The 23,962-nt window shown below is 67.4% G+C and carries 25 protein-coding genes, 4 tRNA genes and 1 pseudogene; 27 read left to right on the top strand and 3 right to left on the bottom strand.

The window, feature by feature from the left end; genetic code table 11:
• Nucleotides 1–87: 87 nt before the first annotated feature.
• The 3 genes and pseudogenes from F573_RS15535 to F573_RS0101835 all read right to left on the bottom strand — a co-directional run.
• A pseudogene (locus F573_RS15535) lies at nucleotides 88–717 on the bottom strand (nucleoside recognition domain-containing protein); the annotation flags it as partial.
• A gap of 19 nt (nucleotides 718–736) precedes the next feature.
• Nucleotides 737–1,597, bottom strand: a complete 861-nt coding sequence (locus tag F573_RS0101840; RefSeq protein WP_019021244.1) for an SDR family oxidoreductase — start codon at nucleotides 1,595–1,597, stop codon at nucleotides 737–739.
• Between the two features lie 19 nt (nucleotides 1,598–1,616).
• Nucleotides 1,617–1,994, bottom strand: a complete 378-nt coding sequence (locus F573_RS0101835; RefSeq protein WP_019021243.1) for a DsrE family protein — start codon at nucleotides 1,992–1,994, stop codon at nucleotides 1,617–1,619.
• 168 nt (nucleotides 1,995–2,162) lie between these two features.
• Between F573_RS0101835 and F573_RS0101830 the strand changes: the two genes are divergently transcribed.
• The 27 genes from F573_RS0101830 to F573_RS0101700 all read left to right on the top strand — a co-directional run bounded on the left by F573_RS0101830 (nucleotide 2,163) and on the right by F573_RS0101700 (nucleotide 23,961).
• A complete protein-coding gene (locus F573_RS0101830) occupies nucleotides 2,163–2,462 on the top strand; it encodes an FmdB family zinc ribbon protein (RefSeq protein ID WP_019021242.1) in 300 nt (99 codons plus the stop codon).
• Between the two features lie 5 nt (nucleotides 2,463–2,467).
• Nucleotides 2,468–3,121 (top strand): DUF502 domain-containing protein, encoded by a 654-nt coding sequence (locus F573_RS0101825; RefSeq protein ID WP_019021241.1) that lies wholly within the window; start codon nucleotides 2,468–2,470, stop codon nucleotides 3,119–3,121.
• Nucleotides 3,122–3,221: 100 nt separating this feature from the next.
• On the top strand, nucleotides 3,222–5,009 hold the full coding sequence (gene aspS / locus F573_RS0101820; RefSeq protein WP_019021240.1) for an aspartate--tRNA ligase: 1,788 nt from the start codon (nucleotides 3,222–3,224) through the stop codon (nucleotides 5,007–5,009).
• Between the two features lie 18 nt (nucleotides 5,010–5,027).
• On the top strand, nucleotides 5,028–5,657 hold the full coding sequence (locus F573_RS0101815; protein ID WP_018870023.1) for a triacylglycerol lipase: 630 nt from the start codon (nucleotides 5,028–5,030) through the stop codon (nucleotides 5,655–5,657).
• A 57-nt stretch (nucleotides 5,658–5,714) separates the two neighbouring features.
• Nucleotides 5,715–6,458, top strand: a complete 744-nt coding sequence (locus F573_RS0101810; protein ID WP_018870022.1) for a YebC/PmpR family DNA-binding transcriptional regulator — start codon at nucleotides 5,715–5,717, stop codon at nucleotides 6,456–6,458.
• 29 nt (nucleotides 6,459–6,487) lie between these two features.
• A complete protein-coding gene (ruvC, locus tag F573_RS0101805; RefSeq protein WP_019021239.1) occupies nucleotides 6,488–7,000 on the top strand; it encodes a crossover junction endodeoxyribonuclease RuvC in 513 nt (170 codons plus the stop codon).
• Nucleotides 6,997–7,608 carry a Holliday junction branch migration protein RuvA gene (gene ruvA / locus F573_RS0101800; protein ID WP_019021238.1) on the top strand — a complete coding sequence of 204 codons (612 nt, stop codon included), beginning with the start codon at nucleotides 6,997–6,999 and terminating at the stop codon, nucleotides 7,606–7,608. The genes ruvC and ruvA overlap by 4 nt, the downstream gene beginning before the upstream one ends.
• A gap of 98 nt (nucleotides 7,609–7,706) precedes the next feature.
• Nucleotides 7,707–8,735, top strand: coding sequence for a Holliday junction branch migration DNA helicase RuvB (gene ruvB, locus F573_RS0101795; RefSeq protein WP_018870019.1), 1,029 nt, complete (start codon nucleotides 7,707–7,709; stop codon nucleotides 8,733–8,735).
• Nucleotides 8,732–9,169 carry a tol-pal system-associated acyl-CoA thioesterase gene (gene ybgC / locus F573_RS0101790; protein ID WP_019021237.1) on the top strand — a complete coding sequence of 146 codons (438 nt, stop codon included), beginning with the start codon at nucleotides 8,732–8,734 and terminating at the stop codon, nucleotides 9,167–9,169. Before ruvB ends, ybgC begins: the two co-directional genes overlap by 4 nt.
• A gap of 30 nt (nucleotides 9,170–9,199) precedes the next feature.
• A complete protein-coding gene (tolQ, locus tag F573_RS0101785) occupies nucleotides 9,200–9,877 on the top strand; it encodes a protein TolQ (RefSeq protein ID WP_026300757.1) in 678 nt (225 codons plus the stop codon).
• A 3-nt stretch (nucleotides 9,878–9,880) separates the two neighbouring features.
• Nucleotides 9,881–10,330, top strand: a complete 450-nt coding sequence (gene tolR, locus F573_RS0101780) for a protein TolR (protein ID WP_018946406.1) — start codon at nucleotides 9,881–9,883, stop codon at nucleotides 10,328–10,330.
• A gap of 10 nt (nucleotides 10,331–10,340) precedes the next feature.
• Nucleotides 10,341–11,300, top strand: coding sequence for a cell envelope integrity protein TolA (tolA, locus tag F573_RS0101775; protein ID WP_019021235.1), 960 nt, complete (start codon nucleotides 10,341–10,343; stop codon nucleotides 11,298–11,300).
• A gap of 43 nt (nucleotides 11,301–11,343) precedes the next feature.
• Nucleotides 11,344–12,633, top strand: coding sequence for a Tol-Pal system beta propeller repeat protein TolB (gene tolB / locus F573_RS0101770; RefSeq protein WP_019021234.1), 1,290 nt, complete (start codon nucleotides 11,344–11,346; stop codon nucleotides 12,631–12,633).
• A 50-nt stretch (nucleotides 12,634–12,683) separates the two neighbouring features.
• Nucleotides 12,684–13,253 carry a peptidoglycan-associated lipoprotein Pal gene (gene pal, locus F573_RS0101765; RefSeq protein WP_018870013.1) on the top strand — a complete coding sequence of 190 codons (570 nt, stop codon included), beginning with the start codon at nucleotides 12,684–12,686 and terminating at the stop codon, nucleotides 13,251–13,253.
• Nucleotides 13,253–14,080, top strand: a complete 828-nt coding sequence (ybgF, locus tag F573_RS0101760) for a tol-pal system protein YbgF (RefSeq protein ID WP_019021233.1) — start codon at nucleotides 13,253–13,255, stop codon at nucleotides 14,078–14,080. Before pal ends, ybgF begins: the two co-directional genes overlap by 1 nt.
• Nucleotides 14,077–14,775: a 7-carboxy-7-deazaguanine synthase QueE gene (queE, locus tag F573_RS0101755; protein ID WP_019021232.1), complete on the top strand. Its 699-nt coding sequence runs from the start codon at nucleotides 14,077–14,079 to the stop codon at nucleotides 14,773–14,775. Before ybgF ends, queE begins: the two co-directional genes overlap by 4 nt.
• Nucleotides 14,775–15,461: a 7-cyano-7-deazaguanine synthase QueC gene (gene queC / locus F573_RS0101750; protein ID WP_019021231.1), complete on the top strand. Its 687-nt coding sequence runs from the start codon at nucleotides 14,775–14,777 to the stop codon at nucleotides 15,459–15,461. Before queE ends, queC begins: the two co-directional genes overlap by 1 nt.
• A gap of 168 nt (nucleotides 15,462–15,629) precedes the next feature.
• Nucleotides 15,630–16,901: a YeeE/YedE family protein gene (locus tag F573_RS0101745; RefSeq protein WP_019021230.1), complete on the top strand. Its 1,272-nt coding sequence runs from the start codon at nucleotides 15,630–15,632 to the stop codon at nucleotides 16,899–16,901.
• A gap of 104 nt (nucleotides 16,902–17,005) precedes the next feature.
• Nucleotides 17,006–17,081, top strand: a tRNA-Lys gene (locus tag F573_RS0101740).
• A 95-nt stretch (nucleotides 17,082–17,176) separates the two neighbouring features.
• Nucleotides 17,177–17,263 (top strand) — tRNA-Leu (locus tag F573_RS0101735).
• Nucleotides 17,264–17,339: 76 nt separating this feature from the next.
• A complete protein-coding gene (gene tig / locus F573_RS0101730; RefSeq protein WP_019021229.1) occupies nucleotides 17,340–18,647 on the top strand; it encodes a trigger factor in 1,308 nt (435 codons plus the stop codon).
• A complete protein-coding gene (clpP, locus tag F573_RS0101725; RefSeq protein WP_018870007.1) occupies nucleotides 18,644–19,297 on the top strand; it encodes an ATP-dependent Clp endopeptidase proteolytic subunit ClpP in 654 nt (217 codons plus the stop codon). Before tig ends, clpP begins: the two co-directional genes overlap by 4 nt.
• Nucleotides 19,298–19,388: 91 nt before the next feature.
• Nucleotides 19,389–20,669, top strand: coding sequence for an ATP-dependent Clp protease ATP-binding subunit ClpX (gene clpX / locus F573_RS0101720; RefSeq protein WP_019021228.1), 1,281 nt, complete (start codon nucleotides 19,389–19,391; stop codon nucleotides 20,667–20,669).
• Between the two features lie 87 nt (nucleotides 20,670–20,756).
• Nucleotides 20,757–23,237 carry an endopeptidase La gene (lon, locus tag F573_RS0101715; RefSeq protein ID WP_019021227.1) on the top strand — a complete coding sequence of 827 codons (2,481 nt, stop codon included), beginning with the start codon at nucleotides 20,757–20,759 and terminating at the stop codon, nucleotides 23,235–23,237.
• Nucleotides 23,238–23,469: 232 nt separating this feature from the next.
• On the top strand, nucleotides 23,470–23,757 hold the full coding sequence (locus tag F573_RS0101710; RefSeq protein WP_255349426.1) for an HU family DNA-binding protein: 288 nt from the start codon (nucleotides 23,470–23,472) through the stop codon (nucleotides 23,755–23,757).
• Nucleotides 23,758–23,768: 11 nt separating this feature from the next.
• Nucleotides 23,769–23,844 (top strand) — tRNA-Val (locus tag F573_RS0101705).
• Between the two features lie 40 nt (nucleotides 23,845–23,884).
• Nucleotides 23,885–23,961 (top strand) — tRNA-Asp (locus tag F573_RS0101700).
• Nucleotide 23,962 lies beyond the last annotated feature (1 nt).

Below are 23,962 nucleotides of genomic sequence, written 5' to 3'. Positions count from 1 at the left end.
CTGCTCGCCCGGCTCCGTGTCCCGGTCGGCATCGGAGCGCCGGTCCCCGGTGGGGTTGGTTTCCGCATCGGGGTCGTCAAGGCCGCCGGGCGGGATCTCGCGGGTGGCCGCCGGGGGGCGGAACCAGCGTTGCAGGACCAGCGCGCTGGTGATTCCGGCGACCGTGGCGAACAGCGTCGCGAACAGCGTGGTCGGCAGGATGGCGGCCGGATCCTCCGAGCCCAGCGAGGCACGCAGCGCGATCACCCCGGTGGGCAGCAGGGTGATGCTGGAGGTGTTGATCGCCAGGAACAGCGCCATCGCGTTGGTGGCGGTGCCCGGGTGGGGGTTGAGCTTCTCCAGTTCCTGCATCGCGCGGATGCCGAAGGGCGTGGCGGCATTGCCCAGGCCCAGAATGTTGGCGGAGAAGTTCAGGATCATCGCGCCCATCGCCGGGTGTTCCGGCGGGACGTCGGGGAACAGGCGCACCATCAGCGGCCGCAGCAGGCGGGCGAGCACGGTGAGCAGGCCGCCGGCCTCGGCGATCTTCATCAGGCCCAGGAACAGCGCCATCACCCCGACCAGCCCCAGCGCCAGTTCCACCGCGGCGCCGGCTGCCTCCACTGCGCCTTCGGAGAGGTCCGCCATGGGGCGTTCCTCCGGATCGGTGGAGCGCAGCTCGCGCAGCGCCGCGGTGGTGAACGCGATGACGACCAGCGCAAGAAAGATCGCGTTCATGCGCCGGGGGCCGTGATGTTCAGCGGTTCTCGCCGCGCGAGACCAGCCGCAGGAAGGCGTCCATCCAGCGCGCCGGCAGGATCGCCTTGAGGAAGGCGAACAGATGCGTGGGGAAGGTCACGCGGTAGCGCAGCTTCGGCCGCCGCGCCTCCAGGGCGTGGATCACGCAGCGGGTCACGGCCTCCGGCCCGAGGGTGAACGGGGCGTCGGCCTCCGCGTTGGCCATGCGCGCCTCGGCGGCCTCGTAGGTGCGGGCCCAGGGGCTGTGGGCGCGGTGGATGTGGTGGCGGAAGGCCTTCAGCGCGTTGGCGCGGAATTCCGAGCGGATCGGCCCGGGCTGGATCAGGACCACGCGGATCCCGCTGCCGTGGAGTTCCTGGCGCAGGGTGTCGGACATCCCTTCCAGCGCGAACTTGGAGGTGACGTACGCCCCGCGCAGGCGCAGCGGGGCGAAGCCCAGCACCGAGGAGTTCTGGATGATGCGCCCCTCGCCGGCGCGGCGCATCGCCGGGATGACCAGATTGGTGAGCTCCAGCCAGCCCAGCACGTTGGTCTCCAGCTGGGCGCGCAGGGCGGCGCGCGAAAGATCTTCCACCGCCCCCGGCTGGCCGTAGGCGCCGTTGTTGAACAGGCCGTAGAGTTTCCCGCCGGTGCGGTGCAGCACCTCGTGCGCCGCGCTGCGGATGCTGGCGGAGTCGTTGAGGTCCAGCTGCAGGGCCTCGAAGCCCTCCTTCTTCAGGCGCGAGACGTCTTCGGCGGCGCGCGCCGTGGCGAATACCCGGTAGCCGCGGTCGCGCAGGGCACGGGCCGCATGGGCCCCGATCCCCGAGGAACAGCCGGTGATCAGGACGGCACGGGCATCGTCTTCGGCGGAACTCACGCGGACCTCCGGGTGCCGGTCAGTAGGTCAGGGTCGCGACGCCGTCCTCGACGACCTCGCCGATGAAGGCCCCGCCGCCGCGCATGCCGTCGAGTTCGGGCACCGCGTTGTCCAGCGTCAGGCCGTTTTCGTCCATCGCGCCGGCGCAGGCGTAGAAACGCGCACCGGCCTCATGGGCATCCTGCATGAAACTGTAGACCGATTTCTCCTGCCCGTCGCCGGGGTACATGGCTTCCGCGACTCCCTGGCGCAACAGGCGGGTGGTCTGCGCAGCGAAATAGATCTCGACCTCGAGATCCATGGCACCGGCCACCGTGGCCTGAAAGAACGGGGCCCCCAGAGTGCCGGGGCGGTCGAGGTCCAGATTCAGCAGCATGATCACGATCTTGTCGGCCATCTCGTCTCTCGCTTTTGGGCGTGGGCTCGGCATTTTTTCGGGATCGCCGCATGATCGGATCTCGCGGCGCGCGAAGCAATCGCCGCGAGTCCTTTTATTCCGGGCCGGCGGCCGCATAATACGGTCATTCGCTTCGCAACGAGTCACAGCCTCCGGGAGAATACCCTCATGCCGATCTACGAATACGCCTGCCAGCAATGCCACCAGGTCTCCGAGATCCTGCAGAAGATTTCGGATCCGCCCGCCACCACCTGCCCGCAGTGCGGTGCCGAGGCGCTGACCAAGCAGGTCTCGGCCGCCGGGTTCCGCCTGGCCGGCGGGGGCTGGTACGAGACCGATTTCAAACAGGGCGGCCAGCGCAACCTGAAGGAGGGCGGCGGGTCCGCCGGTGACAGTGGCGGCTCCGGGGGTTCCGGCAGTTCCGGCGGCGGCGATGGTGGGGGCAGCGCCGCCACGACCGGAGGCTGAGTCCGATGCTGGCCGCGCTCCGGCGTTACGTGATCGCGGGGCTGCTGGTCTGGCTGCCACTGGTGGTGACCGGTTACATCATCAAGCTGCTGGTGGACCTGCTGGACTACAGCCTGTTGATCCTGCCGGAGGAATGGCGCCCGGAGGCCTGGCTGGGCTTCGACCTTCCGGGTGCCGGGGTGGTGATCGCGGTGGCGATCGTGCTGCTGACCGGCATGATCGTGGCCAATATCCTCGGCCGGCGGCTGGTTCAGCTGGGCGAGGCGGTGGTGCGCCGGATCCCGCTGGTCAGCACCATCTACGGGGCGGTGAAACAGGTCACCGAGACGGTGTTCTCGGACGGCGGGGACTCCTTCCGCAAGGTGGTGCTGGTCGAATATCCGCGCAGCGGCGCCTGGTCGGTGGCCTTCCTCACCGGTACCGGCACCCGCGAGACCCGTGAACGCACCGGCGAGGACATGCTGACGGTGTTCGTGCCCACCGCGCCCAATCCCACCTCCGGGTTCGTGCTGCTGGTCCCGCGCGAAGACGTGATCGAGCTGGAGATGTCGGTGGAGGACGGGCTCAAGTTCGTGATGTCGCTGGGGGTGGTCACGCCCGCCGCGGACAGCCCCGGCAACGCGCCGCTTCCGGTTGCGCGGGACGGGGGCAGGCCGTAACATTTCCGGCCCTTTGACGGGCGTGACGCGCCCGTTTTCCCCGATCAACCCGCGCGGCCGCCATCACCGACATGCCGCGCCCGGCAGCTGGAACGGCGCAATGCGAACGCATCTCTGTGGGCAGGTCACCGAAAGCGACCTCGATTCCGAAGTGACCCTGTGTGGCTGGGTCAACCGCCGCCGTGACCACGGCGGCGTGATCTTCGTCGATCTGCGTGATCACGCCGGACTGGTGCAGGTGGTGTTCGATCCCGACCGCGAGGAGGTCTTCGCGCGGGCCGAGCAGCTGCGCAGCGAATACGTGATCCGCATGACCGGGCGCGTGCGCCGGCGCCCGGAAGGCACCGAAAACCCCGAGCTGACCACCGGCGCGGTGGAGATCCTCGGGCTGGAGCTGGAGGTGCTGAACGCGGCGAAGACCCCGCCGTTCCCGCTGGATGACGAGGACGTGGGCGAGGACACCCGCCTGCGCTATCGCTACATGGATCTGCGGCGGCCGGTGATGCAGGAGCGCCTGCGCCTGCGCGGGCGGGTCACCGCGGCGATGCGCCGGTTCCTCGAGGAGCGCGACTTCCTCGATCTCGAGACGCCGATGCTGACCCGCGCGACGCCCGAGGGCGCGCGCGACTACCTGGTGCCGTCGCGCACCCACGCGGGCAGCTTCTTTGCTCTGCCGCAGTCGCCGCAGCTGTTCAAGCAGCTGCTGATGATGTCCGGCATGGACCGCTACTACCAGATCACCCGCTGCTTCCGCGACGAGGACCTGCGTGCCGACCGCCAGCCGGAGTTCACCCAGCTGGACATGGAGATGGCGTTCGTCGACGAGGCCGACGTGATGGGCGTGACCGAGGAGCTGATGCGTCATCTGTTCCGCGAGGTCATGGGCATTGAGCTGGACGATCCGTTCCCGCGCATGAGTCATGCCGAGGCGATGACCCGCTTCGGCTCCGACAAGCCGGACCTGCGCATCCCGCTGGAGTTCACCGAGCTGACCGAGGTGATGCAGGCGGTGGAATTCAAGGTCTTCAACGCGCCGGCGAACGACCCCGAAGGGCGGGTGGCCGCCCTGCACGTGCCGGGCGGCGCGGAGCTGACCCGCAAGGAGATCGACGGCTACACCGAGTTCGTCGGGCGCTACGGGGCGAAGGGTCTTGCGTACATCAAGGTCAACGACCCCGCCGATCCTGCGAACGGGCTGCAGTCGCCGATCCTCAAGTTCCTGCCCGAGGACGTGATCCGCGAGATCCTCGCGCGCACCGGCGCGGCCGCCGGCGACCTGATCTTCTTCGGCGCGGACCGCGCCGACGTGGTGAACGAGGCGCTGGGTGCGCTGCGCGTGCAGGTCGGCCATGATCGCGGCCTGGTCGAGCCCGGCTGGCGCCCGCTGTGGGTGGTGGATTTCCCGATGTTCGAGTGGGACCCGGACGACAAGCGCCTGTATGCCCTGCATCACCCGTTTACCGCCCCGGCCACCGACAGCCCCGACGCCCTGCGCGAGAACCCGCGCGAGGCCATGTCGCGGGCCTACGACATGGTGCTCAACGGCACCGAGGTCGGCGGCGGGTCCATCCGTATCCACAACCCGGAGATGCAGCAGGCCGCGTTCGAGGCGCTGGGCATCGGCGAGGAAGAGGCACGCGAGAAGTTCGGCTTCCTGCTGGATGCGCTGAACTTCGGCGCCCCGCCGCATGGCGGCCTCGCCTTCGGTCTGGATCGCCTGGTGATGCTGATGAGCGGCGCCCACTCCATCCGCGACGTGATGGCGTTCCCCAAGACCCAGACCGCGGCCTGTCTGCTGACCGACGCCCCGGCGCCGGTGGGCGAGAAGCCGCTGCGCGAGCTGGGCATCCGCCTGCGGGCCGGGGTTGCCGGCGACGGCGCGCAATAGAGCCGGGGCAGCGCGGCGATGACGGCCATGCGGACCACGGTGGTGACCCTGCATGGCTGGCACATGACCGGGGCGGAGATGGTGCTGCTGCGGCGCCGTCTGCATGCGGCGGGTTACCGGGTGCGGGCGTTTCGCTATCCGTCGCGCAGGGCCAGCCCCGAGGAAGTCGCGCGCGCCCTGGCGGCCTGGCTGGAGACCCTGCCGGACGACATGGTGCATCTGGTCGGCCACAGTCTTGGCGGGGTGATCCTGCGGCACCTGTTCGCGGTGGCGCCGGTGCAGCGGCCGGGGCGCGTGGTGATGCTCGGGTCCCCGCTCGCCGGCAGTCGGGTGGCCGCGCGCCTGGCCGCCAACCGGGCCGGGCGCTGGTGGCTGGGGCGCGCGCTGGATCGCGGTCTGCTGGGCGGCAGCCCGGTGCTGCGCGGGCGCCAGGTGGGGATGATCGCCGGGACCCGCGGGCGTTTTCCGGGACCGCTGCTGACCGAACTGCCCGAACCGCATGATGGCCTGGTCGCGGTGGAGGAGACCCGGGGCCCGGAAGTGTCCCGGCATCTCCAGGCACCGGTCACCCACATGGGCCTGATCTTCAGCGATCCGGTCGCGCGGGCCGTCGCGCATTTCCTGGAGCACGGGGAATTCGACCTCTGAACCCCGTTACACTGAGCAGCGTTTCCCTGAGCACAGGCAACGAGGAGGCGGAACACCATGGCCGGTCACAGCAAGTGGGCGAACATCAAGCACCGCAAGAGCGCGCAGGACGCGAAGCGCGGCAAGCTGTTCACCAAGCTGATCCGCGAGATCACCGTGGCCGCGCGTCACGGGGGGCCGGACCCGGAGACCAATCCGCGTCTGCGTCTGGCGTTCGACAATGCCCTGAAGAACAACATGACCCGCGACACCATCGAGCGCGCGGCAAAGCGGGGCGCCGGGGAGACCGAGGGCGAGGCCTACGAGGAGCTGCGCTACGAGGGCTACGGCCCGGGCGGTGCGGCGATCATGGTCGACTGCATGACCGACAACCGCAATCGGACGGTGTCGGAGGTGCGCCACGCCTTCAACAAGATGGGCGGCAATCTCGGCACCGACGGTTCGGTGGCCTATCTGTTCGAGAAGAAGGGCGTGATCAGCTTTGCTCCGGGTCTGGACGAGGAGACGGTGATGGAGCCGGCGCTGGAGGGCGGTGCCGAGGACGTGCTGGTGGACGATGACGGTTCCATCGAGGTCCTCACCGACCCGGATGCCTATCAGGACGTGCGTCAGGCCCTGCTGGATCACGGTCTGGAGCCGGAGAATTCGGAGGTCACCATGCGTCCGGAGACCCTTTCCCCGCTGGACGAGGAAACCGCCGAGACGGTGCTGAAGCTCCTGAACATGCTGGACGATCTGGACGATGTGCAGAACGTCTACACCAACGCCAACTTCCCCGAAGGGGTGGGCGGCGATGGTTGAGCTCCGGATTCGGCGGCGGGGCTGAAGCGGTGCGCATCCTCGGCATTGATCCCGGTTCGCGCCTGACCGGTTTCGCGGTGATCGAAACCGGGTCGCGGCAGTCGCGCTCGCTGGGGCACGGCGTGGTGCGCCCGCGGGCGAAGGCGTTCCCCGAGCGCCTCGGCGAGATCTTTGCGGGGATCGAGGAGGTGATCGCCGAGCTGGCCCCCGAGGTGCTCGCGATCGAGAGCGTATTCGTCGCACGCAATGCGCAGTCCGCGATCAAGCTCGGGCAGGCGCGCGGGGCGGCCATCTGTGCCGCTACCCGGGCGGGGTTGCCCGTCCACGAATACACCCCGCGCGCGATCAAGCTGGCCGTGGTCGGGGTCGGCGGTGCCGGCAAGGAGCAGGTCCAGCACATGACGCAGCAGATCCTTTCTCTCGGCGAACCGGCGTCCAGCGACGCCGCCGACGCCCTGGCCGTGGCGCTGTGCCATGCGCATACCGATGCCAGCCAGGCGCGGCTGCAGCCGGCCGCCGCCATCGGCGGGGGCCGCCCATGATCGCGCGCCTGGAGGGAACCCTGATCAGCCGCGAGCCCGGTGGCGTGCTGCTGGACGTTGGCGGGGTCGGCTACGAGGTGGACGTGCCGGTGTCCACGCTGGCCCTGTTGCCGGACCCGGGCGAGACCGTGGTGCTGGCCACCCATCTGGTGGTGCGCGAGGACGCCCATCAGCTGTACGGGTTCCATCATCGCCGCGACCGTGACCTGTTCCGGCGCCTGATCCGGGTCAACGGCATCGGGGCGCGTCTGGCGCTGGCGATGCTGTCGACCTACGCCGGCGACGAACTGGCGGGGCTGATCCGTTCGGGCGACACCACTGGACTGGCGAAGGTCCCGGGCATCGGCAAGCGCACCGCCGAACGCGTGGCCCTGGAGCTGGGCGAGCGTCTGGGCGAACTCGGCTTTGGCGGCGCGGCGCCGGAGAAGGGGGGCGATGCGGCGCCGGCCCCGGCCGGCCCGTCGATGGAGGACGAGGCCCTGGCGGCGCTGGAGGCCCTGGGCTATGCGCGTGCCAGTGCCGAGAAGATGGTGGCCGCGGTGCGCGAACAGGCCGATTCGGTGGAGACCCTGGTGCGCCTCGCCCTGCGTGCGACCGTGCGTTCCTGAGGCTGCAGGCCGGGCCGGCGTGATCCGGCCCGGATTCCGCGAAAACCACAGTCCCGGGCCCCTGTAAATGGTTCCCGGCAGGATGCATACTGCAGCGCATGGAATCCCGTCTGGTTGACATGCAGCATCAGTCCGAGGACGCCGGCGCCGAGGTGAGTCTGCGGCCGAAACGGCTGACGGACTACAGCGGCCAGCCGCAGGTCGTGGAACAGCTGGGTCTGTTCATCGATGCCGCCCGTGGCCGGGGCGAGGCCCTCGATCACACCCTGGTGGCCGGGCCGCCGGGACTGGGCAAGACCACCCTGGCGCATATCGTCGCCCATGAGCTGGGCGTGGGCCTGCGCCAGACCTCCGGGCCGGTGCTGGAACGCGCCGGGGATCTGGCCGCGATCCTCACCGCGCTGGAACCGCGCGATGTGCTGTTCGTCGACGAGATCCACCGCCTGCCCACGGTCGTGGAAGAGGTGCTCTACCCCGCGCTGGAGGACTCGCAGCTGGATATCGTGATCGGCGAAGGGCCGGCCGCGCGCTCCATCAAGGTTGATCTGCCGCCATTCACCCTGGTCGGGGCCACCACCCGCGCGGGGCTGCTGTCGGCGCCGCTGCGCGACCGTTTCGGCATCGTGCAACGCCTCAATCATTATTCCGTCACCGACCTGGCGCATATTGTCGAGCGGGCCGCCGGGCTGCTGGGCGTGGGCATCGATGCCGCCGGGGCCGAGGCCATCGCGCGGCGCGGGCGTGGCACCCCGCGGCTGGCCAATCGCCTGCTGCGGCGGGTGCGCGACTACGCCGAGGTGCGCGCCAGCGGGGTGATTACCGCCGAGGTCGCGGAGCACGGTCTGGATCTGCTGGCGATCGACGCCGGTGGCCTGGACGCCCAGGACCGGCGCTTGCTGGAGGTGCTGGTGGACAAGTTCGACGGCGGGCCGGTGGGCGTGGAGAGCCTGGCCACCGCGCTCAACGAGGATCGCGGGACCCTGGAGGACGTGGTCGAGCCGTTCCTGATCCAGCAGGGTTACCTGCAGCGCACCCCGCGCGGCCGCCAGGCGACCCGGCGCACGCTGGCGATGTTCGACCTGCCCGGCGGGGACGGGGACCTGCTGGCCGGCGGAGGGCGTGCATGACCGCAGCCACGGATTTTCACTGGCCCGTGCGCGTCTATTACGAGGATACCGATGCCGGTGGCGTGGTCTATCACGCCAATTATCTGAAATTCATGGAGCGTGCGCGCACCGAGTGGCTGCGGGAACTCGGCTTCGAACAGGACCGTCTGAGGGCCGACTGCGGCGTGGTGTTCGCGGTTCGCCGCGCCAGCCTGGACATGCGCCGGCCGGCGCGTTTCAACGAGGCACTGGAAGTGACCTGCGAACCGCGTCGCCTGCGTCGTGCCAGCGTCGAGTTCGTCCAGGTCGTGCGCCGCGACGGCGAGCCGCTGGTTACCGGCGAGATCATGATTGCCTGCGTGGATCCCGAGCGGGCCGTGCCGGCCGCCGTGCCGGAATCTGTTTACCGCGCGATGCACGCGGCGATCGCAACCGATACCGAAGCAACAGGCTGAGGGAGAAGATCCGTGGAAGTCGATTTTTCGATGTACCAGCTCATCATGGAGGCCAGCCTGGTGGTCCAGCTGGTGATGATCATCCTGGTCCTGGCCTCGGTGTTCTCGTGGCTGGCCATCATCGTGAAGGCGCGCACGCTGCGGGGCGTGGACCGGGCGGCCGATGACTTCGAGGAACGTTTCTGGTCGGGCGCGGATCTGTCCCATCTCTACGAGGGATTGCGGCGCAAGACAGTGTTGAACCCGATGGAGCATGTGTTCTCCTCCGGGTTCAAGGAGTTCCTGCGTGCGCGCCAGCACGGCATGCCGCCCGCCGAGCCGGCCCAGGGCGCGATGCGGGTGGCGATCTCGCGCGAGCTGGACGGCATGGAACGCTATCTGCAGTTCCTGGCCACGGTCGGGTCGACCAGCCCGTACATCGGCCTGTTCGGCACCGTCTGGGGCATCATGCACGCGTTTCTCGGGCTCTCCGGGGTGCAGCAGGCGACCCTGGCGATGGTCGCCCCGGGCATTGCCGAGGCCCTGATCGCCACCGCGCTGGGGCTGTTCGCGGCGATCCCGGCGGTGATCGCCTATAACCGCTTCTCCGGGGACGTGGATCGTATTGCCGGGCGGCTGGAGAACTTCAGCGAGGAGTTCGCGGGCCTGCTCAACCGCCAGTCCCATCCGCGCGCAAGCGAGGCGTCGGTCGCCACGACCGGCGAATAAACCATGGCGAAGACCTCGCTCCGCAGTCAGCGTCGCAGCCGGCGGCCGATGTCGCAGATCAACGTCGTGCCGTTCATCGACGTGATGCTGGTGCTGCTGATCATCTTCATGATCACCGCGCCCATGCTGCAGCAGGGGGTGGAAGTGGATCTGCCCGAGGCCCAGGCCGAGGCGCTGGATGACGGGACCGAGGCGGCCGAACCGCTGGTCGTCACGGTGGACGCCGCGGGCGCGCTCAGCCTCAACCAGGGGCCGCGGGTGAATGAACCGCTGGCGCCCGAGGAGATGACCGAGATCGTTATCCAGTTCCTCGAGGACCACCCGGGCACGCAGACCTACGTGCGCGGCGACCGCAACGTGGACTACGGACGGGTGATCGACGCGATGATCGCGCTGCAGCGGGCAGGGGGCGGCCGCGTGGGCCTGATCACCGAACCGCCGCGCGACGACTGAACCGGCCGCCGTGTTCGAACTGCTGCGACAACATCCGTTTGCCCTGCTGCTGGTGCTGGCGCTGCATGGCGTGCTGTTCGCGGCGCTGTTGCTGAACGTCAACCTTGCGCCGGACAGCCGTTCCGGGGAGCCCCTGGAGATCACGACCGGCGACGAGGTGGAAGTGGTTCAGGCCGAGGCGGTGGACGCCGAGACCTTCGACCGCATCCAGCATGAACGCGAAGTCGCGGAGCAGGAGGCGATCGCCGAGGCCCTGCGCGAGGAAGAGGAACGCCGCCGCGCCGAGGAACAGCGCAGGCTGGAAGAACAGCGCCGGCGCGAGGCCGAGGAGCAGGCCCGGCGCGAGGCACTGGAAGAGGCGGAGCGGGCACGCCGGCAGGCACAGGAAGAAGCCGAACGTCTGGAGCGTGAGCGCGAGGCCGCCGAACAGGCCCGGCGCGAGGCAGAAGAAGAGCGCGAGCGCGCGGAACAGGAACGGCGCGAACGCGAGGAGGCCGAACGTCAGGCCCGCGAGGAACAGGAGCGCCGCGAGCAGGAGGAGGCCGAACGCAGGGCACGCGAGGAAGCCGAGCGGCGCGCCGAAGCCGAGCGGGAACTCGAGGAGCAGCGCCGGCGCGAACGCATGGAAGAGGAGATGCAGCGCATGGCCGAGGCCGCGGAACGCCGCGAGGCGGCGCAGGCGGCCGCTGAACGCCGCGAGGCGATCGAGGAGTGGCAGGCACAGGCCAGCGCGGTGGTCCAGCGCCGCTGGCGTGAACCCGCGGACGTCAGCGCGTCGGACCGGGCGACGGTGCACGTGCGGGTCAACGAGACCGGGCGTATCATCAGTTTCGAGGTGGAGCGCTGCGCCGGGGGGCCGGCCTTCTGCGCGTCCGTGGAGGAGGCGATCGAGCGCCTGCGTGCCCTGCCGGAGCCGCCGGATGCCGACGCCGCGGCGCGCGGGGTCCGGATCCAGTTCGAACCGCAGTGACGGTGAGGTTTCAATGGCATTGCAGGCACCAATGATGAAAAAGATGTTGCGGCCCCTGACAGGCCTGCTCGGGATTGCCCTGATGCTGGGGGCCTCCCAGGCGCACGCGGTGCTGGAGGTCACGGTGACCGAGGGCGTGTCGGGGGCGATCCCGGTAGCCGTGGCGCCGTTCGAGTGGCGCGGCGAAGGTGAGCCGGAGACCCGCATGAGCGGGATCCTGGGGGACAATCTGCACCGCAGCGGGTTGTTCGAGGTACTGCGCGAAGACCTGCCTTCGGGGGCCACCGGGCCTGCGGACTTCATTCCGGAGCCCTGGGGTGCGGCCGGGGCCGAGTACGTGGTGGTCGGCAGCAAGCGCCCGGACGGCGATCGCGTGGTGGTGGATTTCCATGTGTTCGACGTGCTTGCCGAGGAACGCCTCGGCGGCTGGCGCATCCCGGTGCCGGCCGACATGCTGCGGCGCGGCGGGCACCGGGTGTCGGATCTCGTGTTCGAGGCCATCACCGGCGATCCGGGGGCGTTCAGTGCGCGCATCGCCTTCGTCCAGGTGCAGCGCGACGGCGACGGCCGCGAGTTCCGGCTGCAGGTCGCCAACTCCGACGGCGCGAATCCGCGCACCCTGTACCGCTCGTCGGATCCGGTAATGTCGCCGGCCTGGTCGCCGGATGGCAACGAACTGGTGTATGTGTCGTTCGAGAACCGCCAGTCCGAGGTCTTCCGCCACGACGTGCGCAGCGGCGAACGGGTGAGCCTGGCCCGGTTCCGGGGAATCAACAGTGCGCCGGCCTGGTCGCCGGACGGACGCTACCTGGCGCTGAGCCTGTCGCGCGACGGCAGTCCCAATATCTATCGGCTGGATCTGCAGAGCGGGGACCTGGAACAGCTGACGCGGTCCTCCGCGATCGAGACCGAGCCGGCGTGGTCGCCGGACGGCGGGACCATTTATTTCACCTCCGACCGTGCCGGGGCGCCGCAGATCTACCGCATGGACGCCGACGGCGGGGATGTCCGGCGCCTGACCTTCGAGAGCGGATATGCGGCGGGTGTCACGGTGTCCCCGGACGGTGATTCGGTAGTGTATGTGGAGGGCGGCGATGGCGGCTTCCGTCTGGCCCGCCTGGATCTCGGCGACCGTCGTGTCACGCGACTGACCGATTCCGGTAACGCCGAATCCCCAAGCTTTGCTCCCAACGGCAGCATGATCCTGTACGCCATCAGCGAAGGCACTCGTGGCGTCCTGGGCTCGGTGAGCCGGGATGGCCGGGTACACCAGCGGCTGGAGGGCCGGGACGGCGAGGTGCGTGAACCGGCCTGGTCGCCACTCGGCGAATGAGGGGCTGCGCGGATTCTTTGATGATTGACAACACCCTGAGGAAACGAACGATGAACCACCTGATTCGCTGGGGCGTGCTGGCCCTTGTCGTGGGCTCGCTGGCGGCCTGCGCCCAGCCGGTGCGCGATGCCGAGGATCCGGCCGAGCGCGAGGCACGTGAGGCGGCACAAGCCGAAGCCGAGGCCGAGCGTGAGGCCCGCGAGCGGCGCGAGCGCGAGGCACGCGGGCTGGGCGAGGACCGGCGTCTGGACGCCGCGGCACTGGATGACCCGGACAGCCTGCTGGCCGAGCGCCTGGTGTATTTCGAATTCGACCGTGACGAGGTGAAGCGCGAGTACGAGGAGATGCTGGAGGCGCATGCCGAGTATCTCGCGGCCAACCCCGGTGCGCGGCTGCGTCTGGAAGGGCATACCGACGAACGGGGTACCCGTGAGTACAACCTGGGGCTGGGCGAGCGTCGTGCGCAGTCCGTGCGTCGGGTGCTGAACCTCAACGGGGCCGAGGACGAGCAGATCGAGGTCGTCAGCTACGGCGAGGAGATGCCGGTGGCCTTCGAACAGACCGAAGAGGCCTGGGCGCAGAACCGGCGCGTGGAACTGGTATACGACCGTCGGCAGTGATGATGGTGATGGATACGCGTCCCATGCAGGCGATTCGGCGGCGGGCCGGGCAGCGTTTCCCGCAGGGTGCTCTTCGGGGCGCCCTGCTGGCCGGGATGCTGCCGGCGCTGCTGCTGGCCGGGCCCCCGGTGCTGGCGCAGGAAGACGGCATCGTGGCGACGCAGTCGCAGGTGCGCGAGCTGGACCGCCGGCTGGATCGCATCGAGCGCAGGCTGGATTCCAGTGCGCTGGCGGACATGCTGCGCGGCGTCGAGGAGATGCAGCGGGATCTGCGCAATCTGCGCGGAGAAGTGGATACCCTGAATCACCGCCTTGATCGCCTGGAAGAGCGCCAGCGCGACCAGTTTGCTCATCTGGACGAGCGGCTGGCGACGCTGGAGGCCGGCGGTGTCGCCCGCGAAGGCGAGGCGCCGCAAGAAGAAGTGGTGGATTTCGATCTGCCGGATGCGGGCGAGCAGGAGGCCTACCAGGAGGCCTTCTCGGTCCTGATGGACGGGGATTATGCCGGGGCGATCCGGCAGCTGGAGGCGTTCATCGAGCGGTTCCCGGACGGGGGTTTTGCCGCCAACGCCTGGTACTGGCTGGCCGAAGCCAAATATGCCAGTGGCGATTTCGAGGCCGCGCTGGAAGACTTCGAGCGGTTGCGTGAGCAGTTTCCGGAGAGTGACAAGCAGGGCGATGCCCTGCTGAAGATCGGTTACTCGCATTACGAGCTCGAGGATTTCGAGGCCGCGCGCGAGGCGCTGGAACAGGTGCGCGAGGAATACGGCGGCACCACGCTGGATCGCCTTGCCCGCGAACGCCTGCAGCGGATGGACGGCTCGTGAGCGTGGAAGCACCGCTGCGCCGCACCACGGCACCGGCCTCCGCGTCCGGGGGCGCACCCCGGCTGCGTCTGAGCGAGATGTTCGTTTCGCTGCAGGGCGAGGCGGCGCAGGTGGGCTGGCCCACGGTGTTCGTGCGCCTGACCGGCTGCCCGCTGCGCTGTCGCTGGTGTGACACCGAATACGCCTTCGAGGGCGGCGAGACCACCGACGTGGACACGGTGCTGCAGAGGGTGACGGGCGAGGGGGTGCGCCACGTGTGCGTCACCGGGGGCGAGCCGCTGGCCCAGCCGGGCAGCCGTGCCCTGATCACGGGCCTGTGTGATGCCGGCCTGGCGGTCACCATCGAGACCTCCGGTGCCATGGACGTGAGCGACGTGGATCCGCGCGCCGGACTGGTCATGGACTGGAAGGCACCCGCGTCCTGCGAGTCCGGGCGTAACCGGACGGAAAACCTCGCGTATCTGGGGGAGGGCGACCAGCTGAAGTTCGTGCTCGCCAACCGGGCGGATTTCGAATGGGCCCGTGAAGCCCTCCCCGGGATGGGCCTCGATCCGGCGGTGGAAGTCCTGTTTTCCCCGGTACATGGCGAGCTGGAGCCGCGGCTGCTGGCCGACTGGATCGTGGCCGAACGCCTGCCGGTACGTTTTCAGGTGCAGCTGCACAAGTGGCTGTGGGGCGACGAGCCGGGGCGTTGATGGCCACGGGGACGAATGAACGCGCCGTGGTCCTGCTGTCGGGCGGACTGGACTCGGCCACCTGCCTGGCGCTGGCGCAGGAGCAGGGGCTGGAATGCCACGCCCTGTCGGTCGACTACGGGCAGCGCCACGCCACCGAGCTGCAGGCGGCGCGGCGTGTGGCCGCGGCCGCCGGGGTGGCCGACCATCGCGTGGTGCATGTCGACCTGACTGCCATTGGAGGCTCCGCGCTGACCGACTCGGCCATCGAGGTGCCCGAGGCCGGCGGTGAGGGTATCCCGGTGACCTACGTGCCGGCGCGCAACACCGTGTTTCTGTCGCTGGCACTGGGGTTTGCCGAGACCCTGGGCGCCCACCGTCTGGTGGTGGGCGCCAACGCGGTCGACTACTCCGGCTATCCCGACTGCCGCCCCGCGTTCATCGAGGCCTTTCAGTCGCTGGCGCGCGTCGCGACGGCCACCGGTGTGGAGGGCGCGCCATGGTCGGTGGAGGCCCCGCTGATGCATCTGAGCAAGGCGCAGATCATCCGCGAAGGCGCGCGTCTGGGGGTGGACTATTCGCTGACGGTGTCGTGTTACCGGGCCGATGCGGACGGGCGGGCCTGTGGCACCTGTGATTCCTGTCGCCTGCGCGCCGACGGTTTCGCGGCGGCCGGGATCCCCGATCCCACCCGTTATGCCGGATGAGCCCCGGCCCCGGGCCCGGAAGGTTCGCCGGGGGAAGCACGGAATGAAACCTCTCTCGATCTCGTCTGGTGGTCGATGTATGCTGCGCGGCCCTGAACGGCGAAACCGGATCCCCTGCTCCGGTCGGTCGTGCAGCCCGAGTGACAACTGATCAAGAGGGTTTGACGCATGGAATTCTCCAGCTTTTCCGCAGCCGCCACGGCGGTGCTGGTCGGGACGTTCATCCTCGCCTTCATCATGGGGGCGGTCGCCAACAAGACCAACTTCTGCACCATGGGGGCGGTGTCCGACTGGGTGAACATGGGTGACACCGGGCGCATGCGCTCCTGGCTGCTGGCCATCGCCGTGGCCATGCTGGGCGTGAGCACCCTGGAATTCTTTGGTGTGCTGAGCGCCGAGGGTTCGTTTCCTCCCTACCGCATGGACAACCTGAACTGGCTCGGGCACGTGCTGGGCGGTTTCCTGTTCGGGATCGGCATGACCTACGGCTCGGGCTGCGGTAACAAGACCCTGGTGCGCGTGGGCGGCGGCAATATCAAGTCGGTGATGGTGATGGTCCTGATCGGCATCGTCGCCTACTTCCTGCTGAGCACGCAGTCGGTATTCGGCACCGGCGAGACTCTCAACCAGCTGCTGTTCGGCTGGATGGACGCCACCGCGATCACGCTGTCCGGCGGCCAGGATCTCGGCTCGATCGTCGCGGGCGATGCCGACGGCACCGCGCGTCTGGTGCTGGGCCTGGTCATCGGCGTGCTGCTGCTGGCGCTGATCTTCAAGGCGGCGGACTTCCGCAAGAGCTTCGACAACATCCTGGGCGGGCTGGTGATCGGCCTGGTGGTGATCGGTGCCTGGTGGCTGACCAGCAACGTGCAGGTGGCCGACGAGATGGGCGACACCTACACCCCGACGGCCTATCTGGCCGACTGGGACTTCCTGGGCGAGCCCGGTGAAGAGCGCCCGGCCGACCAGCTGCGTTTCTGGAACAACCAGTCCTTCACCTTCATCGCCCCGATGGGCCAGAGCGCGGCCTACGTGAAGGAAGGCTTCGACAGCCGCTTCCTGTATTTCGGCGTGATGGCGCTGGCGGGCGTGATCCTGGGCTCGTTCTTCTGGTCGCTGGTGTCGCGCAGCTTCCGCATTGAGTGGTTCTCGTCGCTGCGCGATTTCTGGAACCACTTCGCCGGGGGCATCCTGATGGGCGTGGGCGGCATCCTCGCGATGGGCTGTACCGTGGGGCAGGCCATCACCGGGGTCTCCACGCTGGCGATCGGCGGGTTCCTGACCTTTATCTTCATCGTGTTCGGCGCGGCCCTGACCATGAAGATCCAGTACTACAAGATGGTCTATGAAGACGAAGCCAGCTTCGGCAAGGCGCTGATCACCTCGCTGGTGGACATGAAGCTCCTGCCGTCGAAGATGCGCAGCCTCGAGGCGATCTGATCGCCGGCGGGGCGGGAACCTTCCTGCCCGGGCGGGCCGCGATCGCGGCCCGCCTTGCGTTTTGGCGACGGGGCCGTACACTACGCCCCCGTTGCAGATCACACGGGTCGTTAGCTCAGTTGGTAGAGCAGTGGACTTTTAATCCATTGGTCGTAGGTTCGAATCCTACACGACCCACCATCTCCCCGGTCCCGGACCGGCACAAGGCCCGTTCAGCGGGCCTTTTGTGTTTCCGGCATGCATACACGCTACAATGTCGGGTTACGAAACCAACGGCGAAAGTGGCGGAACTGGTAGACGCGCTGGGTTTAGGTCCCAGTGGGGTAACACCCGTGAGAGTTCGAGTCTCTCCTTTCGCACCAGGAACCCCGTCCGGCCGCGAGACGACGGCCCCGCGCCCGGACACGACGATTTCCGAACCATTTGACGAGGCCCTCCATGCAAGTTTCCGTTGAAGCCACTGGCAACCTGGACCGCAAGATGACCGTCCAGGTCCCCTCCGAACGCGTCGACACCGAGGTCGACAACCGCCTGAAGAACCTCGCCAAGCGGGTCCGGCTCGACGGCTTCCGCCCGGGCAAGGTGCCGCTCAAGGTGGTGCGTCAGCGCTACGGGGCCGGGGTGTACCAGGAGGTGCTCAGCGAAGTCCTGCAGGAGAGTTACCGCGAGGCGGTGCAGCAGGAGGGCCTGGAGCCGGCGGGCAGCCCGAGCATCGAGCCGAAATCGGTGGAAAACGGTCAGCCGATCGAGTTCGAGGCGTCCTTTCAGGTCTTCCCGGAGATCGAGGTTGCCGACCTGTCCGGGGTCGAGATCGAACGCCCGGTGGCCGAAATCGGTGACGAGGACATCGATCGCGTGATCGATACCCTGCGCGAACAGCACAAGGAATGGCAGGCGGTCGAGCGTGCAGCGGCCTCGGGCGACCGCATCACCCTGGACTTCGTCGGCAAGCTCGACGGCGAGGCCTTCGAGGGCGGACAGGCCGAGGACTTTCAGGTGGAGATCGGCAGCGGGCGCCTGCTGGCGGAGTTCGAGAACCAGCTCGAAGGCGTGAAAACGGGCGAGGAAAAGACCATCGAGGTCACCTTCCCGGAGGATTACCCGGCGGAGGTCCTCAAGGGCCGGACCGCGACCTTCGATATCACGGTCAAGGCAGTGGAAGAGGCCCGGCTGCCCGCGGTCGACGCGGCCTTCGCGGAGAAATTCGGCATCGAGGACGGCTCGGTGGAGAAACTTCGCGAGGATGTGCGGTCCAACATGGAGCGGGAGCTGAATCAGGCGCTGAAGAGCAAGATCAAGCAGCAGGTCATGGATGCGCTGGTGGAACGCCACGACTTCGACCTGCCGGATGCCCTGGTGAAGTCCGAAATCAATCGCCTGCGCGAAGACGCCGAGAAGCGCTTCGGCGGGGCGGAGCAGACGCAGCCGCTGCCGGACAGCCTGTTCGAGGAAGAGGCGAAACGGCGGGTGCGCCTGGGCCTGGTGCTGCGGCATCTGATCGACGACAAGGGTTTCGAGGTGGATCGCGAGCGGGTCGAGCAGGAGCTCGACAACATGGCCGCGACCTACGAAGACCCCGAAGAGGTCAAGCAGTACTACCGCACGCAGCCGCAGGCCATGCAGAACCTGGAGTCCATCGTCCTGGAAGACCAGGTGGTGGACTGGGTGGTGGAACAGGGCAATGTTACCGACAAGCCCACCACCTTCCAGGACGTAATGAATCCGAACAAGGAGTCGAGCGAATGACGCACGACATGGGCGATCAGGGCGCGCAGCATACCCAGGGCCTGAACCTGGTGCCGATGGTGGTCGAGCAGACCGCCCGCGGCGAACGCGCCTATGACATCTACTCCCGGCTGCTGAAGGACCGGGTGATCTTCTGCGTGGGGCCGGTCGAGGACTACATGGCCAACGTGATCGTCGCGCAGATGCTGTTCCTGGAATCCGAGAATCCGGACAAGGAAATCAGCCTGTACATCAATTCGCCGGGTGGCGCGGTCACCGCCGGCATGGCGATCTACGACACCATGCAGTTCATCAAGCCGCAGGTGTCCACGCTTTGCGTGGGCCAGGCGGCGAGCATGGGGGCGGTGCTGCTGGCCGGCGGTGCCGAGGGCAAGCGCTACGCCCTGCCGCATTCGCGCGTGATGATCCACCAGCCCCTGGGCGGCTTCCAGGGTCAGGCGACGGACATCGACATCCATGCCCGCGAGATCCTCAAGATCAAGGAAGAACTCAACCGCGTGCTGGCGAAGCACACCGGTCAGACGGTGGAACAGATCGAGCAGGACACCGACCGTGACCGGTTCATGACGGCCTCCGAGGCGCAGGAATACGGCCTGGTCGACAACGTGCTGGCCGACCGCGCGGAAGCCGGCGAGAAATCCGGATCCTGATGCCTAGACCGCATGAACACTTGGCTCGTTTGCACCGGCCGGTGAAACGGGGCATGTTCGAAAGGAATTGCAATCCAATCGAGGGCAACGGATGAGCGACGACAAGAACCCTCCCGCGGACGGCAAGCTGCTGTACTGCTCCTTCTGCGGGAAAAGCCAGCACGAGGTGCGCAAGCTGATCGCGGGGCCTTCCGTGTTCATCTGCGACGAATGCGTTGAGCTGTGCAACGACATCATCCGCGAGGAGATGCAGGAGGCCGGCCAGACCGAGCATGCCTCGCTGCCGCGGCCCCGTGAAATCCGGGACACCCTGGATGATTACGTGATCGGCCAGAACGACGCGAAGAAGATCCTCTCCGTCGCCGTCTACAACCATTACAAGCGCATGGAGGCGCGGGCCGGCAAGGATGAAGTGGAGCTGTCAAAGTCCAACATCCTGCTGATCGGTCCGACCGGATCCGGCAAGACCCTGCTGGCGGAGACCCTGGCCCGGGTGCTCAACGTCCCGTTCACCATCGCCGACGCGACCACCCTGACGGAGGCGGGCTACGTTGGCGAGGACGTCGAAAACATCATCCAGAAGCTGCTGCAGAAGTGTGATTACGACGTCGAGAAGGCGGAGAGCGGGATCGTCTACATCGACGAGATCGACAAGGTATCGCGCAAGGCCGACAACCCCTCGATCACCCGTGACGTCTCGGGCGAGGGCGTGCAGCAGGCCCTGCTCAAGCTGATCGAGGGCACGACCGCCTCGATCCCCCCGCAGGGCGGGCGCAAGCATCCGCAGCAGGAGTTCCTGAACGTCGACACCAGCAACATCCTGTTCATCTGCGGTGGTGCCTTCTCCGGCCTGGACAAGGTGATCCAGCAGCGGGCGGAGAAAGGGACCGGCATCGGCTTTTCCGCGGCGCTGGCGAGCAAGGACGAGGACGCCTCCTCGGACTACTGGCTGAAACAGCTGGAGGCCGACGATCTGGTGCGTTACGGCCTGATCCCGGAATTCGTCGGGCGTCTGCCGGTGCAGGCGACCCTGGACGAGCTGGACGAGGATGCCCTGATCACGATCCTCACGCAGCCGAAGAACGCGCTGGTCAAGCAGTATGCGCGGCTGTTCGAGATGGAAGGTGTCGAGCTGGAGTTCCGCGACGATGCGCTGCACGCGATCGCCGCGAAGGCGCTGGAGCGCAAGACCGGTGCCCGCGGCTTGCGGACCATCCTGGAGAACATCCTGCTGGACACGATGTACGAACTGCCGTCCATGGAGGGGGTCACCAAGGTCGTGATCGACGAGGCGGTGATCCGCGGGGACGCCGAGCCATACCTGATCTACGACAACACCTCGTACACCCGGCAGGCCGCCGCGGACTCCTGAGCGGGAAACATCGGCCGGGCGACCCTTGAAACGCGCGCGGGTCGCCCCCATTTCCCCCCTACATTCGCCCAGCCCTGAGGGGGCCACATGACCGACGACCGTCCTTCCCAGAACGAGGTGGAATCGCCCGTCAAGCGCGTTGCGGTGCTGCCGCTGCGCGACGTCGTGGTGTATCCGCACATGGTCATTCCGCTGTTCGTCGGGCGCGAGAAATCGATTCGCGCGCTGGATTCGGCGATGGCAGAGAACAAGCAGGTCCTCCTGGTCGCGCAGAAGAGCGCCGAGGTGGACGAACCCGACGCCGGGGATCTCCACGAGATCGGGACCCTCGGCAACATCCTCCAGCTCCTGCGCCTGCCCGACGGCACCATCAAGGTGCTGGTGGAAGGCGCGCAGCGTGCCCGCGTGATGGATGTCTCCACCACCGGGGATCCCGAGCAGGAAGAAGACTACTTCGTCTCCGACATCAAGCTGATCGACGAGGAGTTCGATACCGAGGAGAAGGAACTCGAGGTCCTCGGGCGCTCCGCGCTGAACCAGTTCGAGCAGTACATCAAGCTGAACAAGAAGGTCCCGCCGGAGATCCTGACCTCGCTGGCCGGGATCGACGACACCTCGCGCCTGGCCGACACCATCGCCGCGCACATGTCGCTGAAACTCGAGGAGAAGCAGCAGGTCCTCGAGATCGCCAACGTGCGCGAGCGTCTGGAGCATCTGGTCGCCAAGATCGAGGGCGAGATGGACGTGCTGCAGATCGAGAAGAAGATCCGCGGCCGCGTGAAGCAGCAGATGGAGAAGTCCCAGCGGGAGTACTACCTGAATGAGCAGATGAAGGCCATTCAGAAGGAGCTGGGCGACCTCGAAGACGCACCCAACGAGCAGGAGGACCTGGCGGAGAAGATCGAAAACGCCGGGATGTCCGAAGAGGCGAAGAAGAAGGCGACCGCCGAGCTCAACAAGCTCAAGATGATGTCGCCGATGTCCGCCGAGGCCACGGTCGTGCGCAGCTACATCGACTGGCTGGTGTCGCTGCCGTGGAAGAAGAAGACCCGCGTCTCCAAGGATCTCAAGCGTGCCGAGAAGATCCTCAACGAGGATCACTACGGGCTGGAAGAGGTCAAGCAGCGCATCCTGGAATACCTCGCCGTGCAGTCGCGCGTGCGCAAGCTGAAGGGCCCGATCCTGTGTCTGGTGGGGCCGCCCGGCGTCGGCAAGACCTCGCTGGGGCAGTCCATCGCGCGGGCCACCAACCGCAAGTTCATGCGCATGGCGCTGGGCGGAGTGCGTGACGAGGCCGAGATTCGCGGTCACCGGCGCACCTATATCGGGTCGCTCCCGGGCAAGATCATCCAGAACCTGTCCAAGGTCGGCGTGCGCAACCCGCTGTTCCTGCTGGACGAGATCGACAAGATGGCCATGGATTTCCGTGGGGATCCGGCCTCCGCGATGCTCGAGGTGCTGGATCCGGAACAGAACCACACCTTCAGCGACCACTACCTGGAGGTCGACTTCGATCTCTCGGACGTGATGTTCGTGGCCACGGCCAACAGCATGCACATCCCCGGGCCGCTGCTGGATCGCATGGAAGTGATCCGCCTGTCCGGCTACACCGAGGACGAGAAGGTCAATATCGCGCACACCTACCTGATCCCCAAGCAGATCAAGACCAACGGTCTGAAGAAGGGCGAGATCAACATCTCCGATGCGGCGGTGCGCGACGTGGTCCGCTACTACACTCGCGAGGCCGGGGTGCGTGCGCTGGAGCGCGAGATCGCCAAGATCTGCCGCAAGGTGGTCAAGCAGCGCACCCTGTCGAAGGGCAAGGACGCCGACCGGATGACTTCGGTTACGCCCAAGACCCTGGACAAGTACCTGGGCGTGCGGCGCTACCGCTTCGGCCAGGCCGACGAGGCCGACCGGGTCGGCCAGGTCACCGGCCTGGCGTGGACCGAGGTCGGCGGGGAACTGCTGACCATCGAGTCCTCGGTGGTGCCCGGCAAGGGCAAGACCCAGCAGACCGGTAAGCTCGGTGACGTGATGCAGGAGTCGGTCCACGCCGCGCTCACGGTGGTCCGGTCCCGCGCCGCTGCCCTTGGCCTGGAAGAGAACTTCCACGAGAACAAGGACCTCCACATCCACGTCCCCGAGGGCGCCACACCCAAGGACGGTCCTTCGGCCGGGATCGGCATGTGCACGGCCATTGTTTCGGCGCTGACGAACATCCCGGTCCGTGCCTATGTGGCCATGACCGGGGAAATCACCCTGCGCGGGCAGGTGCTGCCGATCGGCGGGCTCAAGGAGAAACTGCTGGCGGCGCATCGCGGGGGTATCCGTACGGTCCTGATCCCGGAGGAAAACGAAAAGGATCTGGTGGATATCCCGAAGAACATCAAGCAGAAGCTGGATATTCGCCCGGTGCGCTGGATCGACGAGGTTCTGGAAGTCGCCCTGGCCGAGATGCCGGAAGCCCGTACCGGCGAGTCGGCGGAGGGCGAGGCGCCCGCCGAGGAAGTCGTTTCCGGCGAGAAGAAACCCTCTCGGGGTCGTGGCCGGGTCCGGCATCACTGATCCGTCCACACACCCCGGGGGAGAGGGCCCGGGGCGAGGACTTTTGTCGAGCCGGTCGCAGGGAGCGGCGACCGGCGTTTGACACCATTTTCGCAGCCTTGCTATAACCCTGATCGCATTGTCCGGATCCGGTTGTCGACCCCATTCCCGTTCCCTGCACAGGCCGTGGCGGCATCGGCCCGGATTGTTGTAAGCTTGGCCGTGCCGGCTGCACGCCCGAGTCACCAAAACGATAAGGAACCGTTTCATGAATAAATCCGAATTGATCGACGCGATCGCCGCGGAAGCCGATGTTCCCAAGGCTCAGGCCGGCAAGGTGGTCGATGCCATGGTCAGCGTAATCGGGGATTCCCTTGCCAAGGGTGATCAGGTATCATTGGTTGGCTTCGGGACGTTCCTCGTCCGCGAACGTGAGGCGCGCACCGGGCGCAACCCGCGCACCGGCGAGACGATCCAGATCGCCGCGTCGAAAACGCCCGGTTTCAAGGCTGGCAAAGCGTTGAAGGATCGGGTAAACTAGAGAGCTTTACCGGGTGCTTAGCTCAGTTGGTAGAGCGTCGCCCTTACAAGGCGAATGTCGGCGGTTCGAATCCGTCAGCACCCACCAGGCGCAGACCTGCTCGATGCGGCTGCGCTGAAAAGAATACGGAGCGGTAGTTCAGTTGGTTAGAATACCGGCCTGTCACGCCGGGGGTCGCGGGTTCGAGTCCCGTCCGCTCCGCCAT

Source organism: Thioalkalivibrio sp. ALE23 (genome assembly GCF_000378545.1).
Classification (GTDB): domain Bacteria; phylum Pseudomonadota; class Gammaproteobacteria; order Ectothiorhodospirales; family Ectothiorhodospiraceae; genus Thioalkalivibrio.
The sequence above is the reverse complement of the archived record's forward strand: the minus strand, read 5'-3'. Positions and strand labels throughout refer to the sequence as shown.

Excerpts from the sequence above, each read along its gene's own strand:
- lon (WP_019021227.1), top strand. The coding sequence starts at position 20,757 with ATGACCGACGACCGTCCTTCCCAGAACGAGGTGGAATCGCCCGTCAAG.
- ybgF (WP_019021233.1), top strand. The coding sequence starts at position 13,253 with ATGATGGTGATGGATACGCGTCCCATGCAGGCGATTCGGCGGCGGGCC.
- F573_RS0101815 (WP_018870023.1), top strand. The coding sequence starts at position 5,028 with ATGACGGCCATGCGGACCACGGTGGTGACCCTGCATGGCTGGCACATG.
- tolQ (WP_026300757.1), top strand. The coding sequence starts at position 9,200 with ATGTACCAGCTCATCATGGAGGCCAGCCTGGTGGTCCAGCTGGTGATG.
- tolB (WP_019021234.1), top strand. The coding sequence starts at position 11,344 with ATGTTGCGGCCCCTGACAGGCCTGCTCGGGATTGCCCTGATGCTGGGG.
- clpP (WP_018870007.1), top strand. The coding sequence starts at position 18,644 with ATGACGCACGACATGGGCGATCAGGGCGCGCAGCATACCCAGGGCCTG.
- F573_RS0101830 (WP_019021242.1), top strand. The coding sequence starts at position 2,163 with ATGCCGATCTACGAATACGCCTGCCAGCAATGCCACCAGGTCTCCGAG.
- tolR (WP_018946406.1), top strand. The coding sequence starts at position 9,881 with ATGGCGAAGACCTCGCTCCGCAGTCAGCGTCGCAGCCGGCGGCCGATG.
- ruvA (WP_019021238.1), top strand. The coding sequence starts at position 6,997 with ATGATCGCGCGCCTGGAGGGAACCCTGATCAGCCGCGAGCCCGGTGGC.
- clpX (WP_019021228.1), top strand. The coding sequence starts at position 19,389 with ATGAGCGACGACAAGAACCCTCCCGCGGACGGCAAGCTGCTGTACTGC.
- ruvB (WP_018870019.1), top strand. The coding sequence starts at position 7,707 with ATGGAATCCCGTCTGGTTGACATGCAGCATCAGTCCGAGGACGCCGGC.
- queC (WP_019021231.1), top strand. The coding sequence starts at position 14,775 with ATGGCCACGGGGACGAATGAACGCGCCGTGGTCCTGCTGTCGGGCGGA.
- pal (WP_018870013.1), top strand. The coding sequence starts at position 12,684 with ATGAACCACCTGATTCGCTGGGGCGTGCTGGCCCTTGTCGTGGGCTCG.
- F573_RS0101835 (WP_019021243.1), bottom strand. The coding sequence starts at position 1,994 with ATGGCCGACAAGATCGTGATCATGCTGCTGAATCTGGACCTCGACCGC.
- ybgC (WP_019021237.1), top strand. The coding sequence starts at position 8,732 with ATGACCGCAGCCACGGATTTTCACTGGCCCGTGCGCGTCTATTACGAG.
- F573_RS0101825 (WP_019021241.1), top strand. The coding sequence starts at position 2,468 with ATGCTGGCCGCGCTCCGGCGTTACGTGATCGCGGGGCTGCTGGTCTGG.
- F573_RS0101810 (WP_018870022.1), top strand. The coding sequence starts at position 5,715 with ATGGCCGGTCACAGCAAGTGGGCGAACATCAAGCACCGCAAGAGCGCG.
- F573_RS0101745 (WP_019021230.1), top strand. The coding sequence starts at position 15,630 with ATGGAATTCTCCAGCTTTTCCGCAGCCGCCACGGCGGTGCTGGTCGGG.
- tig (WP_019021229.1), top strand. The coding sequence starts at position 17,340 with ATGCAAGTTTCCGTTGAAGCCACTGGCAACCTGGACCGCAAGATGACC.
- aspS (WP_019021240.1), top strand. The coding sequence starts at position 3,222 with ATGCGAACGCATCTCTGTGGGCAGGTCACCGAAAGCGACCTCGATTCC.